A 14,619-nucleotide genomic window follows, 5' to 3' on the forward strand; every position below is an offset into this window, starting at 1 on the left:
TAGCTCCAGTCGCATCAATTTGCTGGATTTATATCCAGTATATCTTGTCCACTTTGAGCGGGTGATGGGGGCTTTCTGATGACGTCCCGGTAGGTCACCGGGCTGGTCGTGACCGCCTGCTGCATCAGGCGGTAGAACAGCATGCCACGCGAGTTCGAGGCACGCCGATTGAAGCGGAATACGAACTCGTCCAGATAGGCATCAAGGTGTTCAGGTTGAACCGAGCCGTGATGCGTGCCCAAGATCCAGCGCTTGACCAGGGATGCCACTCGATGCACGCCGGGCATCGAGGCATGGGCGGGGATCTCGGAGCCGAGCATGACCTCGCGTTGATGGTCGTAGCCGAGTTTGCTCAATGAGCGGTAGGCTGCCGAGCCGTCAGTCGTCACCCGGGAGCCGGGCTCGATGTTCGCCTGCACGAACGGCACGACGCATTCGCCAGAGTCGTTCTCGATGCGGCGTAGCCGAATCCGGCCGAAGCCCTTGGGTTGATGGATCTCCACGGCAATGATCACCAGCACCTTGCTCGTGCTGCTCTTGCGCTTGAGCGGAGAGATCGGCTTGTCTCGATCGGAGATGGCCAGGTAGGTTTCGTCGACTTCCACCTCGCCCTTCAGGAGCTCCCGATCTGGACGCACCATCGCCCGGCGGAAGCGGTGCAGCATGGTCCAGGCCGTCTCGTAGCTGCCCAAGCCCAGCACACGCTGCAGTCCGAGAGCACTCACCCCAAGCTTCTGGTTGGTCGCGTACCAGGCCGCCGCCAGCCAAACGCGCAGGGGTGTGCGGGTCTTATCGAAGATGGTTCCGGCGGTCACTGAGCCCTGGTAGCCGCAGCTGCGGCACATCAGTCGGGCACGGCTGGACCGGTAGGGCTCGCCGAGCACACCGCAAGAAGGGCAGACGAATCCCTGCGGCCAGCGCAGCTTCTCCAGGTATGAAAGACAGGCATCCTCACTGGAAAACCAGTCCAGAAACTCGTTCCAGTTCCGGGGGTAGTCCTTTCCCGCGACCGGCGTTACGATATGGACATCCATCCAGTAATGCTAACCCAACTGGAGCTAAGCGGATACCCCTTGATTTTATACAGTTATTTCGGCGAGACAAGTCGACCAGCGACCGCCGGCCCACATCGACCGGTCGGCCCGGCGCCGGCCCGCTGGCGATCACAGGGAAGGCAGGGGCCGCAAGGGCTCACCGAACCATTTGCGCGACAGGCGGTCGAGCTCGCCGCCGAGCTTCTTGTGCAGGACGAACACGTTGACCCAGTGCAGCAGCTCCGGCTCGCCGCGGCGCACGCCTATGCTGGCCGGAGACTCCCTGAGGATGAACTTGGTTTCGATCCTGCGGCCCTGGCCGCGGGCCATGGCCGCGACCACGGCGCTGCCCGTCACGACGAGCTCGGCCTGGCCCGACTGGAAGGCCGAGAGGGTCGCCTGGTTGTCGTCGAAGCGCAGGATCTCGACGCCCCGCGGGGCGATCCTCGCGAGCTCGCGGTCTTCCAGTGTGTCGCGCGTCACGGCGACCTTCCTGCCCGCCAGATCGGCCGGGCCTTTGACGGCAAGCCCGGGCGCGCCGAACACGCCGGAGAAGAACGGCGCATAGGGCGAGGAGAAGGCAATCGCCTTGGCGCGCTCGGGGTCCACCCCCAGGTTGGCGACGACCAGATCCACGCTGCCGCTCATCAGCTTGGGAATGCGGTCGACGCTGGTCATGGGAACCAGCCTCAGCCTCACCCCCAGGTCCTGGGCGATGAGACGGGCCACATCGACGTCGTAGCCCTGCGGCTCGCCCTTGGCATCGAGGGAACCGAACGGCGGCAGGTCACGGGGCACGGCGATCCTGACCACGCCCGCGGCAATGATCCTGTCGAGCGCGTTGGACGGGGGAATGGCGGTGGATTCCTGGGCTGCGGCGACCGGCGACCAGAGGCACAGCAAGCCGGCCAGCATGCTCAGGCACAAGGCCCGACGTTGTTTCGCTTTCATAGGCCCTCCGTGGGGATGGAAAACTCGACCGCGCAGTGCTCAAGTTAGCACATACTGGCCCTTCGGTGGTGGGCGCGCGCGCCTCTGGCCCCGAGGCCGCGACGCTCAGAGAAACCGGTCGAGCAGCCTGCGGCTGTGGCGGTCCATGGAGGACAGGTCGCGGATCAGGAACTGCACGCCGTGGCTGTCGGCCACCAGCAGCACCCCCGGTGCCAGGCGCCGGATGTCCTCCTCGCCCTTGAGCACGAAGGCCGTGTCGCCGCGGTCGGTCTCGACCTCCCAGGTGCTGGGCGTGGCGAAGCTGCTGACGCGCTTGAGGCGGCGGATCACCGGCAGGAACTCGCGCTGGGCCAGCGCGTCCTCCAGCATCTCGCGCAGGGCGCCGCCCAGCTGGTCCAGGCGCGCAACCCAGGCCAGCTCGTGGCCCTCGGCGTCGAGGACGGCCACGCCCTCGCCCGGCGCGGCGACCGGAAAGGCGCGCACCACCACGGCGCCCGCATGGGCCTGGCCGTCGGCGCCTATGAACACCAGGCGGCCCCGGCCGTCGCGCTGCAGGCTGAACGCGGGCTGGCCCGCCTGGGTCTGCGGCACAGCGCTCATGCGTCCTCCCCTTCGTCGTCGTCGCGCAGGATGGCGCGGTCGGCCTCGGCCTGGCGCGCCTGGGCCTCGTAGAGGCGCCAGTAGGCGCCCTGGCGCGCGATCAGCTCGTCGTGGCTGCCCTCCTCGACGATCTGGCCCTTGTCCATCACCACCAGGCGGTCGGCCTTGCGCAATGTGGACAGGCGGTGGGCGATGGCGATCGTGGTGCGGCCCTGGACCAGGTTGTCCAGCGCCTTCTGGATTTCCTTCTCGGTCTCGGTGTCGACCGAGGCCGTGGCCTCGTCGAGGATCAGGATGCGCGGGTTGATCAGCAGGGCGCGCGCGATCGAGATGCGCTGGCGCTCGCCGCCCGACAGGCCCTGGCCGCGCTCGCCGACCAGCGAGTCGTAGCCCTGGGGCAGGCGCAGGATGAACTCGTGCGCATGGGCCGCGCGCGCCGCCGCCACGATCTCCTCGCGCGTCGCGTCGGGCTTGCCGTAGGCGATGTTCTCGGCGATGGTGCCGAAGAACAGGAAGGGCTCCTGCAGCACCAGGCCGATCTGGCGCCGGTAGTCGGCCACGCGCAGCTGGCGGATGTCGACGCCGTCGAGCTCGATGCTGCCGTCCGACAGGTCGTAGAAGCGGCAGATCAGGTTGACCAGGGTGCTCTTGCCCGAGCCGCTGTGGCCGACCAGGCCGATCATCTGGCCCGGCTCTATGCTCAAGTCCAGGCCGCGGATCACGGCCCGGTTGCCGTAGCGGAAATGGGCGCCGCGCAGCTCGATGCGGCCCTGCACCTCGGGCAGCGCGACCGGCCGCACCGGCTCGGGCACGCTGGAGACATGGTCCAGGATCTCGAAGATGCGCTTGGCGCCCGAGGCCGCCTTCTGCGTCACCGAGACGATGCGGCTCATGGAGTCGAGCCGGGTGTAGAAGCGGCCGATGTAGGCCAGGAAGGCCGTGAGCACGCCGACCGTGACCTCGTGCCGGCTGACCAGCCAGATGCCGCAGGCCCAGACCACCAGCAGGCCGAACTCGGTCAGCAGCGTCACGGTGGGCGAGAACAGCGACCAGACGCGGTTGAGCCGGTCGTTCACGGCCAGGTTGTGGCGGTTGGCCTCGCGGAAGCGCCCGGCCTCGCGCTCCTCCTGGGCGAAGGCCTTGACCACGCGGATGCCGGGAATGGTGTCGGCCAGCACGTTGGTGACCTCGGACCAGACCCGGTCTATCTTCTCGAAGCCGGTGCGCAGCCGGTCGCGCACCACGTGGATCAGCCAGCCGATCACCGGCAGCGGCAGCAGCGTCACCAGCGCCAGGGTCGGGTTGATGGTGAACAGGATGGCCGCCGTCATCACGATCATCAGCACGTCGGTGGCGAAGTCCAGCAGGTGCAGCGAAAGGAAGACGTTGATGCGGTCGGTCTCGCTGCCTATGCGCGCCATCAGGTCGCCGGTGCGGCGGCCGCCGAAATACTCTAGCGAGAGCTTGAGCAGGTGCTCGTAGGTGTTGGTGCGCAGGTCGGCGCCTATGCGCTCGGACACCAGGGCCAGGATGTAGGTCTTGATCCAGCCCAGGCCCCAGGCCAGCAGGGCCGAGCCCAGCAGGCCGGCCAGGTACAGCGCCACCACCCGGGGATCGATCTTGACGCCGTTCTGGAACGGAATCAGCACCTCGTCCATCAGCGGCATGGTCAGGTAGGGCGGCACCAGCGTGGCGGCGGTCGAGGCCAGCGTGAGCAGGAAGCCCGCCAGCAGCTGGCCCTGGTAGGGCTTGGCGAAGCGCCACAGGCGCAGCAGGGTCCAGGTCGAGGGCGGCGCCCCGCTGTCGCCTGCGTGGCTCTCGTCCTGGTCTGGCCCCGCCGGCTCGGCCTCGGCCGCCTCCGGCGCCCGGCCCTGCAGCCGCGCCTGCAGCCCGGCCTCGAACAGCGCGATCAGACGCAGCGCGGCCGGGTTGTGTCCCAGGGTGTAGCGCCAGCAGGCCAGGCGCCCGCCCTCGTCGTGCAGCTCCAGCGTACCCACGCCCGCGTGGTCGTGGTGCTGCAGGCTCAGGCCGGGCCTGAAGTCCCAGGTTTGCCAGTTTTTTTCGCCCGGCGCCCGTGCCACCAAGCGCTGCTCCGTCACAATAACGAGCCCGGGCGAGTAGCGCAGCTGCGCGTCCAGGTCAACTTCCAACCAGCCAGAAACGTTCTCTATGGTTTGAAGTTGCGGGACAACCTCGGCCTGCCATGCAACGGGGAGACCGTTGCGAACTGCAGCCGATGGGAGACTCGATGTCATGTTGGAAGTTAGCCGGAGCCAGAAAACGGATGGCGGCAGGAAGAAAGTCGACAATATGCAGCCGGGAAGCGCATGATGCGCCAACTTGTATCACTTGAGACCGGCGCGTCGCCTGCGCCCGCATTGTATCGCCGCACTGCCGCCGCACAGGCGCGGATGCCCAGCGTTCGCGATTGAACATGAGCCACAGACATATCGAATTCCTGCGCATGACCCACCTGCGCGGACCCAACATCTGGACCTACCGCCCCGTGATCGAGGCCTGGGTCGACATCGGCGAACTGGAGCACAGCCCCTCCAACACCCTGCCCGGCTTCTACGAGCGGCTCACGGCCTGGCTGCCCGGCCTGGTCGAACACCGTTGCGGCGTCGGCGAGCGCGGCGGCTTCCTGCTGCGCCTGCGCGAGGGCACCTGGCCCGGCCACATCATGGAGCATGTGGCGCTGGAGCTGCAGACCCTGGCCGGCATGCAGACCGGCTTCGGCAAGGCGCGCCAGACCCATCTGCCCGGCGTCTACAAGGTGGTCATCCGCACCCGCCACGAGGCCGTGGGCCGCGTCGCCATGGAGGCCGCGCGCGACCTGGTGATGGCCGCGATCGAGGAACGCCCCTACGACCTGGCCGCCACCCTGGGCCAGCTCAAGCAGATGGTGGACAGCCTGTGCCTGGGGCCCAGCACGGCCTGCATGGTCGACGCGGCGGCCGAGCGCAGCATCCCCGCGATCCGCCTGAACGAGGGCAACCTGGTCCAGCTCGGCCATGGCGCCAGCCAGCGCCGCATCTGGACCGCCGAGACCGACCGCACCAGCGCCATCGCCGAGGGCATCTCGCGCGACAAGGACCTCACCAAGCGCCTGCTCTCCACCTGCGGCGTGCCGGTGCCCGAGGGCCGCACGGTGGCCAACCCGCAGGAGGCCTGGGAGGCGGCGCAGGACATCGGCCTGCCGGTGGCGGTCAAGCCCAGCGACGCCAACCACGGGCGCGGCGTCTCGCTGGACCTGAACACCAGCGCCGAGGTCGAGGCGGCCTTCCGCGTGGCCGACGAAGAGGGCAGCGAGGTCATCGTCGAGCGCTACATCCCGGGCGAGGAGCACCGCCTGCTGGTGGTCGGCGGCCGCATGGTCGCGGCCACGCGCGGCGAGACCGCCACCATCTGCGGCGACGGCCGCTCCACGGTGGCCGAGCTGGTCGAGAGCCAGATCAACTCCGACCCGCGGCGCGGCGAGGAGGAGGACTACCCGCTGGACACCATCCGCCTCAATGAGCATCACACGGCGACGCTGGAGCTGCAGCGCCAGGGCCTGAACGCCGACAGCGTGCCGGCCGCGGGCCGGGTCGTCACGGTGATGCGCAACGGCAACATGGTCAACGACGTGACCGACCTGGTCCACCCCGAGGTCGCCGCCCAGGTGGCGCTGGCGGCCAAGGTGGTGGGGCTGGACATCGCCGGCGTGGACCTGGTGGCGCGCGACATCTCGCGCCCGCTGCAGGAACAGGGCGGCGCCATCGTCGAGGTCAATGCCGGCCCCGGCCTGCTGATGCACCTCAAGCCCGCCAGCGGCCAGCCGCGTCCGGTGGGCCAGGCCATCGTCGACCACCTGTTCGCGGCGGACGACACCGGACGCATCCCCATCGTGGGCCTGGTCGGCGGCGAGGAGACCACCATGGTCGCCAAGCTGGTGGCCTGGCTGCTGCACCTGAGCGGCCGCCACACCGGCCTGGCCTGCGCCGACGGCCTGTTCCTGGACCAGCGCCGGCTCGAGCGCGGCAGCGCCCTGGGCTGGGAAAAGGGCCAGCGCCTGCTGATCAACCGCGCGGTGCAGGCCGCCGTGGTCGAGAGCTCGGCGCGCCACATCCTGGCCGAGGGTCTGCCCTACGACCGCTGCCAGGTCGGCGTGGTCACCGGCATGCCAGGCGCCGCCGGCCTGGAGGAGTTCTACATCCACGAGGACGGGCAGATGCCCAACATCGTGCGCACCCAGGTCGACGTGGTGCTGTCCGAAGGCGCCGCCGTGCTCAACGCCGAGGACCCGGCGGTGGCCGAGCTGGCCGGCTACAGCGACGGCCAGGTGATCTTCTATGCCCAGAGCGAGACCGCGCCGGCCTTGGCCGCGCACCGCGCCGGCGGCGGGCGGGTGCTGTTCCTGCGCGGCACGGCCCTGGTACTGGCCAGCGGCGAGCAGGAAACGCGGGTGCTGGACCTCACCATGCCGGCCCTGTCGCGGCTGACCGGCAGCCTGGGCGTCAAGCCCGGCGAGCTGCTGGCCGCCGTGGGCGCCGCCTGGGCCCTGGACATCGCCCCCGACCTGATCCGGGCCGGGCTCAAGAGCTACGGGCAGGACCCGGCTGTGCACTGAACGACACGGGAACACTGGTTCATGGAAGTCTCACGCATACGCGCGCTGCGCGGCCCCAACCTGTGGAGCCGCCACACCGCCATCGAAGCCATCGTCAGCTGCTCGGAGACCGAGCGCGACATCCATCAGACGCCGCAGTTCGAGCATCAGCTGCGCCGCCTGTTTCCCGACGTTGGCGAGCTCAATCCCAGACGCCCCGGCCTGCCGGTCTCGCTGGCCCAGGCCCTGGAGCGGGTCACGCTGAGCCTGCAGGCCCAGGCCGGCTGCCCGGTCACCTTCAGCCGCACCACGCCCACGCCCGACCCGGCCGTGTTCCAGGTGGTGGTCGAGTACACCGAGGAGTCCGTGGGCCGCCTGGCGCTGGAGCTCGCCCAGCAGCTGTGCCAGGCCGCCGCCAGCCAGGCCGGCTTCGACCTGGCCGGCGCGCTGGCCCAGCTGCGCGAGCTCGACGAGGACGTGCGCCTGGGCCCCTCCACCGGCTCCATCGTCGACGCGGCCGTGGCGCGCGGCATCCCCTACCGGCGCCTGACCGACGGCAGCCTGGTGCAGTTCGGCTGGGGCGCCAAGCAGCGCCGCATCCAGGCTGCCGAGACCGACAGCACCAGCGCCATCGCCGAATCGATCGCGCAGGACAAGGACCTGACCAAGAAGCTGCTGCACGCCGCCGGTGTGCCGGTGCCGCAGGGCCGGCCGGTGGGCGGCCTCGAGCATGCCTGGGCCACGGCCTGCGAGCTCGGCCTGCCGGTGGTCGTCAAGCCCCAGGACGGCAACCAGGGCAAGGGCGTGACGGTCAACATCGCGAGCCGCGAGCATTTCGAGATCGCCTACCGCGCCGCCGCACATTACGGCGACGTGATGGTCGAGAAATACCTGCCCGGCCATGACTTCCGCCTGCTGGTGGTCGGCGACCGCCTGGTCGCCGCGGCGCGGCGCGAGCCGCCGCTGGTGATAGGCGACGGCGTGCACAGCGTGCGCCAGCTGGTCGACGCGGTGAACGCCGACCCGCGGCGCGGCGACGGCCACTCGACCTCGCTGACCCGCATCCGCTTCGACGACATCGCGGTGGCGCGCCTGGCCGTCCAGGGCCTGGAGCCCGACTCGGTGCCCGAGAAGGGGCGGCGCGTGGTGCTGCGCAACAATGCCAACCTGTCCACCGGCGGCACCGCCACCGACGTGACGGACGACGTGCATGCCGACGTGGCGGCGCGCGCCATCGCCGCCGCGCAGATGGTCGGCCTAGACATCTGCGGCGTGGACGTGGTCTGCGAGAACGTGATCCAGCCGCTAGAGGAGCAGAACGGCGGCATCGTGGAAGTCAACGCCGCGCCTGGGCTGCGCATGCACCTCAGCCCCTCCTACGGCAAGGGACGCGCAGTCGGCGAAGCCGTCATCGCCCACATGTACCCGGACCAGGACGACGGGCGCATCCCGGTGATCGCCGTGACCGGCACCAACGGCAAGACCACCACGGTGCGCCTGACCGCGCACCTGCTCAAGGCCCAGGGCCTGCGCGTGGGCATGACCAACACCGACGGCGTCTACGTCAACGGCCGCCAGACCGACAGCGGCGACTGCAGCGGCCCGCGCAGCGCGCGCAACGTGCTGATGCACCCCGAGGTCGACGCTGCCGTGTTCGAGACCGCGCGCGGCGGCCTGCTGCGCGAGGGCCTGGCCTTCGACCGCTGTCAGGTCGCCATCGTGACCAACCTCGGCGCCGGCGACCACCTGGGCCTGAACTACATCACCACGCTGGAGGACCTGTCGGTGCTCAAGCGCGTGATCGTGCTCAACGTGGCGAAGAGCGGCATGGCCGTGCTCAACGCCGCCGACCCGGCCGTGGCGGCCATGGCGGCCCACTGCCCCGGCGCCGTCACCTTCTTCGCCCAGGACGGACACCACCCGGTGCTGGCCACGCACCGCGCCCAGGGCAAGCGCGTGCTGTTCGTCGACCAGGGCGACATCGTGGCCATGGCAGGCCGCTTCCAGATGCGCCTGCCGCTGGCCCAGGTGCCGCTCACGCGCCAGGGCCAGATCGGCTTCCAGGTCGAGAACGTCATGGCCTCGGTGGCCGCGGCCTGGGCCGTCGGCGTGCCCTGGGACGCGATCCGCCAGGGCCTGGCCACGTTCATCAGCGACGTGCAGGGCGTGCCGGGCCGCTTCAACCTGTTCGACTACCGCGGCGCCACGCTGATCGCCGATTACGGCCACAACCCCGACGCGATCCAGGCGCTGGTCAATGCCGTGGAGAACATGACTGCCGGCAAGCGCATGGCGGTGATCAGCGGCGCGGGCGACCGGCGCGACGAGGACATCCGCGAGCAGACCCGCATCCTGGGCCACGCCTTCGACGAGGTGCTGCTCTACGAGGACGCCTGCCAACGCGGCCGCGAGGACGGCGAGGTGCTGACCCTGCTGCGCGAGGGCCTGGCGGGCGCCAGCCGCACGCGCCACGCCGAGGAAATCCGTGGCGAGCTCCTGGCCATAGACCGCGCGCTCGAGCGCCTGGCGCCGGGCGACCTCTGCCTGGTCCTGATCGACCAGGTGGAAGAGGCGCTGGCCCATATCAAGCAGCGTGTCGCCGAAGCGCGCTGAGGCGGCGACCGGCCTGCCCCTCGACGCCCGGCGCTGCCGGGCGTTTTGCTTTCGCGCCGACCCGCGACGCCCTCAGCGCCAGAAGGCAGGCGCCAGCGAGGCCAGCACCATGGCCGCGATCTGCAGCAGCACCAGCAAGGCCAGCGGCGACAGGTCTATGCCCCCGACCAGCGGGATCAGGCGCCGCAGCGGCTTGAGCAGCGGGACGCACAGGCGCTCGACCAGGTAGGCGATAGCCGAGCCGGCCTGCACCCAGGACAGGATCACGTAGACGATCAGCAGCCCCGTCAGCGCCGAGATCACGAGCTGGACCAGGCCCAGCAGGGCCAGCAGCGGCAGCAGCGAGACCTGCCCCGCACCCCCTACCATCAGCATCAGCAGTCCGAAATGCACGAGCTTGAGCAGGTAGGCGCCGAGCAGGCTGGCCGTGTCCCAGGGGCCAATCGCGGGCACCACGCGGCGCAGCGGCAGCACCAGCCAGTCGGTCAGCGCGAACACGAAGCGGCCCACCGGGTTGCCGAAGGGCAGGCGCTGGTGCTGCATGTACAGCCGCAGCAGGCAGGCCCCGCCGAGCAGGCCGGTGGCGATGTCCAGCAGGAAGGAAATGATTTGGTAGAGCATGGCGGGTTCCGGGCTGTGCGCATGATAGCGGCCCGGCCCTGGCTCAGCGCGCGGCCTCCTGGCGCGCCTCGCGTTCCAGCTGCGGCATCGCCACCCGGCGCGCAGCGGCGCAACCGGCCTCGGCCGCCGGCGCCAGGGCCGGCGTCAGCAACGGTGCCAGGGCCTTGACGATGGTCACCGGCAAGGCGCTGGTGAAGCGGTAGCCTTCCGCGGCCAGTCCCGGCACATAGGCCGTCAGGATGCCGAAGTGGCGGTCGCCGATGAAGAACACGAAGGTGGCCGTGCGGTTGACCACGCGCGAGCCGATCAGCACGCCGCGCGGGCCATAGGCCTGCAGGCGGTTGTCCCCGGTGCCGGTCTTGCCGCCGACCACCAGCGGCCTCCCATCCGGCCCGAGCAGCACGCCGCGCAGGCGGCGCGCCGTGCCCTGCTCGACCACGTCCATCATCGCGCGCCGCAGCGTCTGCGTGACCTCGGGCGCCAGCACGCGCTCGCCTTCGCCGGGCCGGCGGCGCAGCAGGGTCTCGTAAGGCGTGTCGGCCGCGAAATGCAGGGTCTCGAGCTGCACCGCCGGCTGGCGCACGCCGTCGTTGACGATGATGCCGACCAGCTCGGCCAGCGCCGCGGGCCGGTCGCCCGAGCTGCCTATGGCGGTCGCGTAGGACGGCACCAGGCTGTCGAAGGGAAAGCCCAGGCGCTGCCAGCTGCGGTGGATTTCGGCGAAGGCATCGGCCTCGATCAGCTGCACGATGCGCGAGTCCTGCGCCTGCTTGAAGCGCGAGCGCAGCAGCCAGCCATAGACCTCCTGGCGCTGCTCGGCGCTGGCCGCGATGACCTGCGACTGCGTCGCCAGCGGATGCTGGCGCAGGTGGCCCAGCAGCCACAGCTCCAGCGGGTGCACGCGCGCCAGGTAGCCGCGGTCGGACAGCGAGAAGCGCCCCGGCGCGTAGCGCTCGTAGAGCTGGCGCAGCTCGTCCTCGCCGCCACGCGGCAGGTCCGCGGGCAGGTGCTCGCGCATGAAGGCGCTGAAGGCCTCGAACGGGGCCTCGGGCGCCCAGGATCGGTAGACCACGGCCAGCCGCACCGGCGTGGGCTTGGCCAGGCCTTTCACCAGCTGCTCCAGCATCTGCTGCGGCGCATGGCCCTGGTACTTGGCCAGGAAGCCGCGCAGGAAGCGGCTGCCCTCCCGGTCGGCGAAGCGCCCCAGCAGCTGCACGCGCTCCGGGTGCCCGGGGTCCTTGAGGATCTGCTCGGCCGCCCGCGGCCCGCGGTACATGTGGTGCTGGACGATGTCGCGCATGAGCCGGATGAACACCAGGTTCACCGAGCCGCGGAAGGCTTCGGCCACCGTCATGATGCGGCCGTCGTCGCGCCGGTCGAAGTTGCTGAAGCTGTGGACGCCGCCGCCGGTGAAGAAGCTCTCGTGGGGACTGGCCGAGTAGCGCCGCTCCATGGCAGCCTGCAGCATGGCCGGAAGGCTGCGGTCGCGCGCCGCCAGCAGATGGTCGACCGCCCAGCGCGTCAGGCGGTCGCGCTGCGCCACCTCGCGCGCCCGCAGCGCCTGGCGGTCCAGCGGGCTGAGCTGCGCGTGCAGCGCGGCCACGGTCTCCAGGTAGCTGGTCAGCGCGCGCAGCTTGGCGGTCGAGCCCAGCTCCAGCTTGGCGCCGGTGTTGATGTCGAACGGCTGGTCCTGGTTGTCGGTCTGCACGCGCACGCGGTTGACGCCTTCGCCGCGCTCGTAGAGCGTGAAGCTGTAGACCAGCTGCGACGGGTCGCCGCGCTCGAGCAGCTGAAAGCCGATCAACCCGGCCTCGCGCGCCCGCTCGGGGTCGCGCAGGCCGCGCAAGGTCTCGGTGACGGCCTTCTGCAGCGCCCCGTCTATGGTGCTGTCGACGGCCAGGTCCAGGTGGTCCAGGTCGTACAGGCGAGAGGTGTCCAGCAGCGCGGCGAGCTGGACCCGCGCCAGGGTGGCCGCCTTGAGGTCGTTGACCTCGGTGCCCGCCGCGCCGGCGACATAGGACTCGCGCACGCTCAGCCGGGCCTGCAGGGCCGCGTCGCGCAGCGGCGCAGCGATCACCCCGGCCTCGGCCAGCAGGCGCAGGTAGCTGTCGGTCGCCGCGGCCAGCTGGCCCTGGCCCGCGCCCAGGTAGTACGAGGGCCGGCGCTGGGCGATCAGCAGGCTGACCACCTGGCGGTAGACGCGCGCCTGCTCGGCCTGCTGCGGGCCGCCGTTGGCCGAGGCGCGCAGCAGCTCGTTCGCGCCCACGGCGTCGGTGCCGTACCAGGCCCGCAGGCCGTCCAGGATGCCGATGACCTCGCCGTGGCCGCGCTGCGCGCCCAGCGGCAGGCTGTTGAGGTAGTTGAGCAGGATGCGCCGGCGCGCCGGCTCGGTGTACTCGCCGTCCAGGTAGGCGCGCACCGAGGCCGAGACCAGCTGCCGGTATTTCTCGCCCACCGAGGCGGTGCGCCCCTCGGGCGAGTGGCGGAACTTCTCCAGCTGGGTGGCCAGGGTGCTGCCGCCGGCGGCCGGGTGGTCGCGGTCGATCATCGAGATCGCCTGATCCAGCAGCGCGCGTCCCAGGCGCGGCCATTCCAGCGCCGGGTTGTGGCGCGGCGCAGTGGCCGTCAGCAACTCGCGGTTCTCGATGAAGGCCAGCGTCTCGGCCAGCAGGGGCGGTATGTCCTCGTAGCCCGGATAGGCCCGTAGCGGGAACTGGGTGCTGAACAGCGGTGCCGCGCGGCAGTCGCGCACCACCAGACCGGTCTGGGTCTTCTCGTGGTAGGGGGGAAAGAAGCCGCGCTCGCCGTAGCGGATCATGGCGGCCGACTGCTGGGCCTGCTCGGCCACCTGGTAGTCGCGCTCGCTCAGGCGCAGGGCGAACTGCGGAATGCGCGTGTAGCCCATGCGCAGGTCGAAGGGGCCGGCCTGCGGGTAACGGTTGCCGCTGGCAGGCCCCTCCCGCAAGTCGAAGCTCAGCTCGCCCGCCCAGGCCGACAGCAGCTTGGCCTGCAGCGTGGAGCTGTGCCACTCCCAGGCCACGCCCGCCGCGAGCAGGCCCGCCACGCCAAGCCCCAGCACCACGGCGATGCGCCGCGGCCGCAGCCAGACAGAGGCAGAACCGCCGCCCAAGGCCTACGCCCTAATGAACCGAGTTGCCAGCCAAGACCAGACCACCTCAGCGCGTGATCACCACCAGCACGTTGCAGGGCGAATGCTCGATCAGCGCCTTGGAGACCGACCCCCGCCACCAGCGCGCCGCCCAGCCGTCCAGATGCTTGTGGCCGACCACGATCAGGTCGGACTCGATGCTGCGGGCGTAGCGCACGATCTCGTCGACCGCGTCGCCGACCACCACCTCGCCACGCGCCGCCAGCCCGGAATCGGCCAGCCGGCGCAGGCCCACGTCGAGGATGGACTGGTAGCGCGCGCGCTCGCGCTCCTGCATGCTCTCGTCGTAGAAGCTGCCCTCGGGACCCAGCGCCGTCAGTGCCAGCGGCATCACGGCCAGCAGGAACAGCTCGGAATGCCCCCATTGCGCCAGGTCATGACAATCGAGCAAGGCCTTCTGACCTGATTCGGAGCCGTCGTAAGCCAACAAAATGCGCTTGTACATCACACACCTCCTGCCTTGTAAGCCATGCGCCCGTCGGGCCAGGGTTCAAGCATAGACCCTTGGCAGATGCCGTGCAATCGAGCGCCTCTCATCGAGCGCATCTCATGCGGCGACGGGGTTGACCGGCAGGAACAGGCTTTCCTTGACCTCCTCCATCACCACATAGCTGTGCGACTGGGCCGTGACGGGGATCTTCCTGAGTATGCTGCCCAAGAGGTCCCGGTACTCGCTCATCGCGCTCAGGCGCGCCTTGACCAGGTAGTCGAAGCTGCCCGAGACCAGGTGGCACTCCATGACCTCGGGCACGTGCAGCAGCTCCTTGCGCACCTTGTCGAACACCTCGCCCGACTTGGACGACAGCGTGATCTCCACGAACACCAGCAGGGTCTTGCCCAGGGCGCGCGGGTCCACGCGGGCGTAGTAGCCGCTGATCACGCCCTCGCGCTCCATGCGCTTGACGCGCTCCGAGCAGGGCGAGGTCGACAGGCCGATCTGCTCGGCCAGCTCGGTCATCGAGATGCGGCCCTGGCGCTGCAGGATGTCGAGGATTTTGCGGTCGATCCGGTCGAGTTCGGTCATTTCACTTCCAGGCGGC

10 protein-coding genes are annotated in these 14,619 nt (G+C 70.0%); 2 read left to right on the forward strand and 8 right to left on the reverse strand.

All coding sequences use genetic code 11. From position 1 onward, the window contains the following. Positions 1 to 14: 14 nt before the first annotated feature. The 4 genes from FFS10_RS12070 to FFS10_RS12085 form a co-directional block, all read right to left on the reverse strand. Positions 15 to 1,034 carry an IS1595 family transposase gene (locus FFS10_RS12070; protein ID WP_137894719.1) on the reverse strand — a complete coding sequence of 340 codons (1,020 nt, stop codon included), beginning with the start codon at positions 1,032 to 1,034 and terminating at the stop codon, positions 15 to 17. Between the two features lie 129 nt (positions 1,035 to 1,163). Continuing rightward, positions 1,164 to 1,985, reverse strand: a complete 822-nt coding sequence (locus tag FFS10_RS12075) for a transporter substrate-binding domain-containing protein (protein WP_212744126.1) — start codon at positions 1,983 to 1,985, stop codon at positions 1,164 to 1,166. 105 nt (positions 1,986 to 2,090) lie between these two features. Continuing rightward, the gene (locus tag FFS10_RS12080; protein ID WP_137894720.1) at positions 2,091 to 2,585 is read right to left on the reverse strand and encodes a cyanophycin metabolism-associated DUF1854 family protein; all 495 of its coding nucleotides are present in this window, start codon (positions 2,583 to 2,585) and stop codon (positions 2,091 to 2,093) included. Then, positions 2,582 to 4,840 (reverse strand): cyanophycin metabolism-associated ABC transporter, encoded by a 2,259-nt coding sequence (locus FFS10_RS12085; protein ID WP_137894721.1) that lies wholly within the window; start codon positions 4,838 to 4,840, stop codon positions 2,582 to 2,584. Before FFS10_RS12085 ends, FFS10_RS12080 begins: the two co-directional genes overlap by 4 nt. A gap of 179 nt (positions 4,841 to 5,019) precedes the next feature. On the opposite strand from FFS10_RS12085, the gene FFS10_RS12090 reads away from it, so the two are divergent. Further along, positions 5,020 to 7,197: a cyanophycin synthetase gene (locus FFS10_RS12090; protein ID WP_137894722.1), complete on the forward strand. Its 2,178-nt coding sequence runs from the start codon at positions 5,020 to 5,022 to the stop codon at positions 7,195 to 7,197. A 21-nt stretch (positions 7,198 to 7,218) separates the two neighbouring features. Continuing rightward, positions 7,219 to 9,789 (forward strand): cyanophycin synthetase, encoded by a 2,571-nt coding sequence (gene cphA / locus FFS10_RS12095; protein ID WP_137894723.1) that lies wholly within the window; start codon positions 7,219 to 7,221, stop codon positions 9,787 to 9,789. Between the two features lie 72 nt (positions 9,790 to 9,861). On the opposite strand, the gene FFS10_RS12100 is transcribed toward cphA, so the two are convergent. From FFS10_RS12100 to FFS10_RS12115, 4 genes are all read right to left on the reverse strand, one after another. After that, on the reverse strand, positions 9,862 to 10,410 hold the full coding sequence (locus FFS10_RS12100; protein ID WP_137894724.1) for a YggT family protein: 549 nt from the start codon (positions 10,408 to 10,410) through the stop codon (positions 9,862 to 9,864). Positions 10,411 to 10,453: 43 nt separating this feature from the next. Further along, positions 10,454 to 13,540: a transglycosylase domain-containing protein gene (locus FFS10_RS12105; protein WP_137894725.1), complete on the reverse strand. Its 3,087-nt coding sequence runs from the start codon at positions 13,538 to 13,540 to the stop codon at positions 10,454 to 10,456. A 46-nt stretch (positions 13,541 to 13,586) separates the two neighbouring features. Continuing rightward, positions 13,587 to 14,024: a universal stress protein gene (locus FFS10_RS12110; protein WP_137894726.1), complete on the reverse strand. Its 438-nt coding sequence runs from the start codon at positions 14,022 to 14,024 to the stop codon at positions 13,587 to 13,589. 102 nt (positions 14,025 to 14,126) lie between these two features. After that, positions 14,127 to 14,603 carry an Lrp/AsnC ligand binding domain-containing protein gene (locus FFS10_RS12115; RefSeq protein ID WP_137894727.1) on the reverse strand — a complete coding sequence of 159 codons (477 nt, stop codon included), beginning with the start codon at positions 14,601 to 14,603 and terminating at the stop codon, positions 14,127 to 14,129. Positions 14,604 to 14,619: the final 16 nt, after the last annotated feature.

The sequence above is a fragment of the Ramlibacter sp. 2FC genome (assembly GCF_005503345.1).
Taxonomy (GTDB): domain Bacteria; phylum Pseudomonadota; class Gammaproteobacteria; order Burkholderiales; family Burkholderiaceae_C; genus SCMQ01.

Excerpts from the sequence above, each read along its gene's own strand:
- FFS10_RS12070 (WP_137894719.1), bottom strand. The coding sequence starts at position 1,034 with ATGGATGTCCATATCGTAACGCCGGTCGCGGGAAAGGACTACCCCCGG.
- FFS10_RS12075 (WP_212744126.1), bottom strand. The coding sequence starts at position 1,985 with ATGAAAGCGAAACAACGTCGGGCCTTGTGCCTGAGCATGCTGGCCGGC.
- FFS10_RS12080 (WP_137894720.1), bottom strand. The coding sequence starts at position 2,585 with ATGAGCGCTGTGCCGCAGACCCAGGCGGGCCAGCCCGCGTTCAGCCTG.
- FFS10_RS12085 (WP_137894721.1), bottom strand. The coding sequence starts at position 4,840 with ATGACATCGAGTCTCCCATCGGCTGCAGTTCGCAACGGTCTCCCCGTT.
- FFS10_RS12090 (WP_137894722.1), top strand. The coding sequence starts at position 5,020 with ATGAGCCACAGACATATCGAATTCCTGCGCATGACCCACCTGCGCGGA.
- cphA (WP_137894723.1), top strand. The coding sequence starts at position 7,219 with ATGGAAGTCTCACGCATACGCGCGCTGCGCGGCCCCAACCTGTGGAGC.
- FFS10_RS12100 (WP_137894724.1), bottom strand. The coding sequence starts at position 10,410 with ATGCTCTACCAAATCATTTCCTTCCTGCTGGACATCGCCACCGGCCTG.
- FFS10_RS12110 (WP_137894726.1), bottom strand. The coding sequence starts at position 14,024 with ATGTACAAGCGCATTTTGTTGGCTTACGACGGCTCCGAATCAGGTCAG.
- FFS10_RS12115 (WP_137894727.1), bottom strand. The coding sequence starts at position 14,603 with ATGACCGAACTCGACCGGATCGACCGCAAAATCCTCGACATCCTGCAG.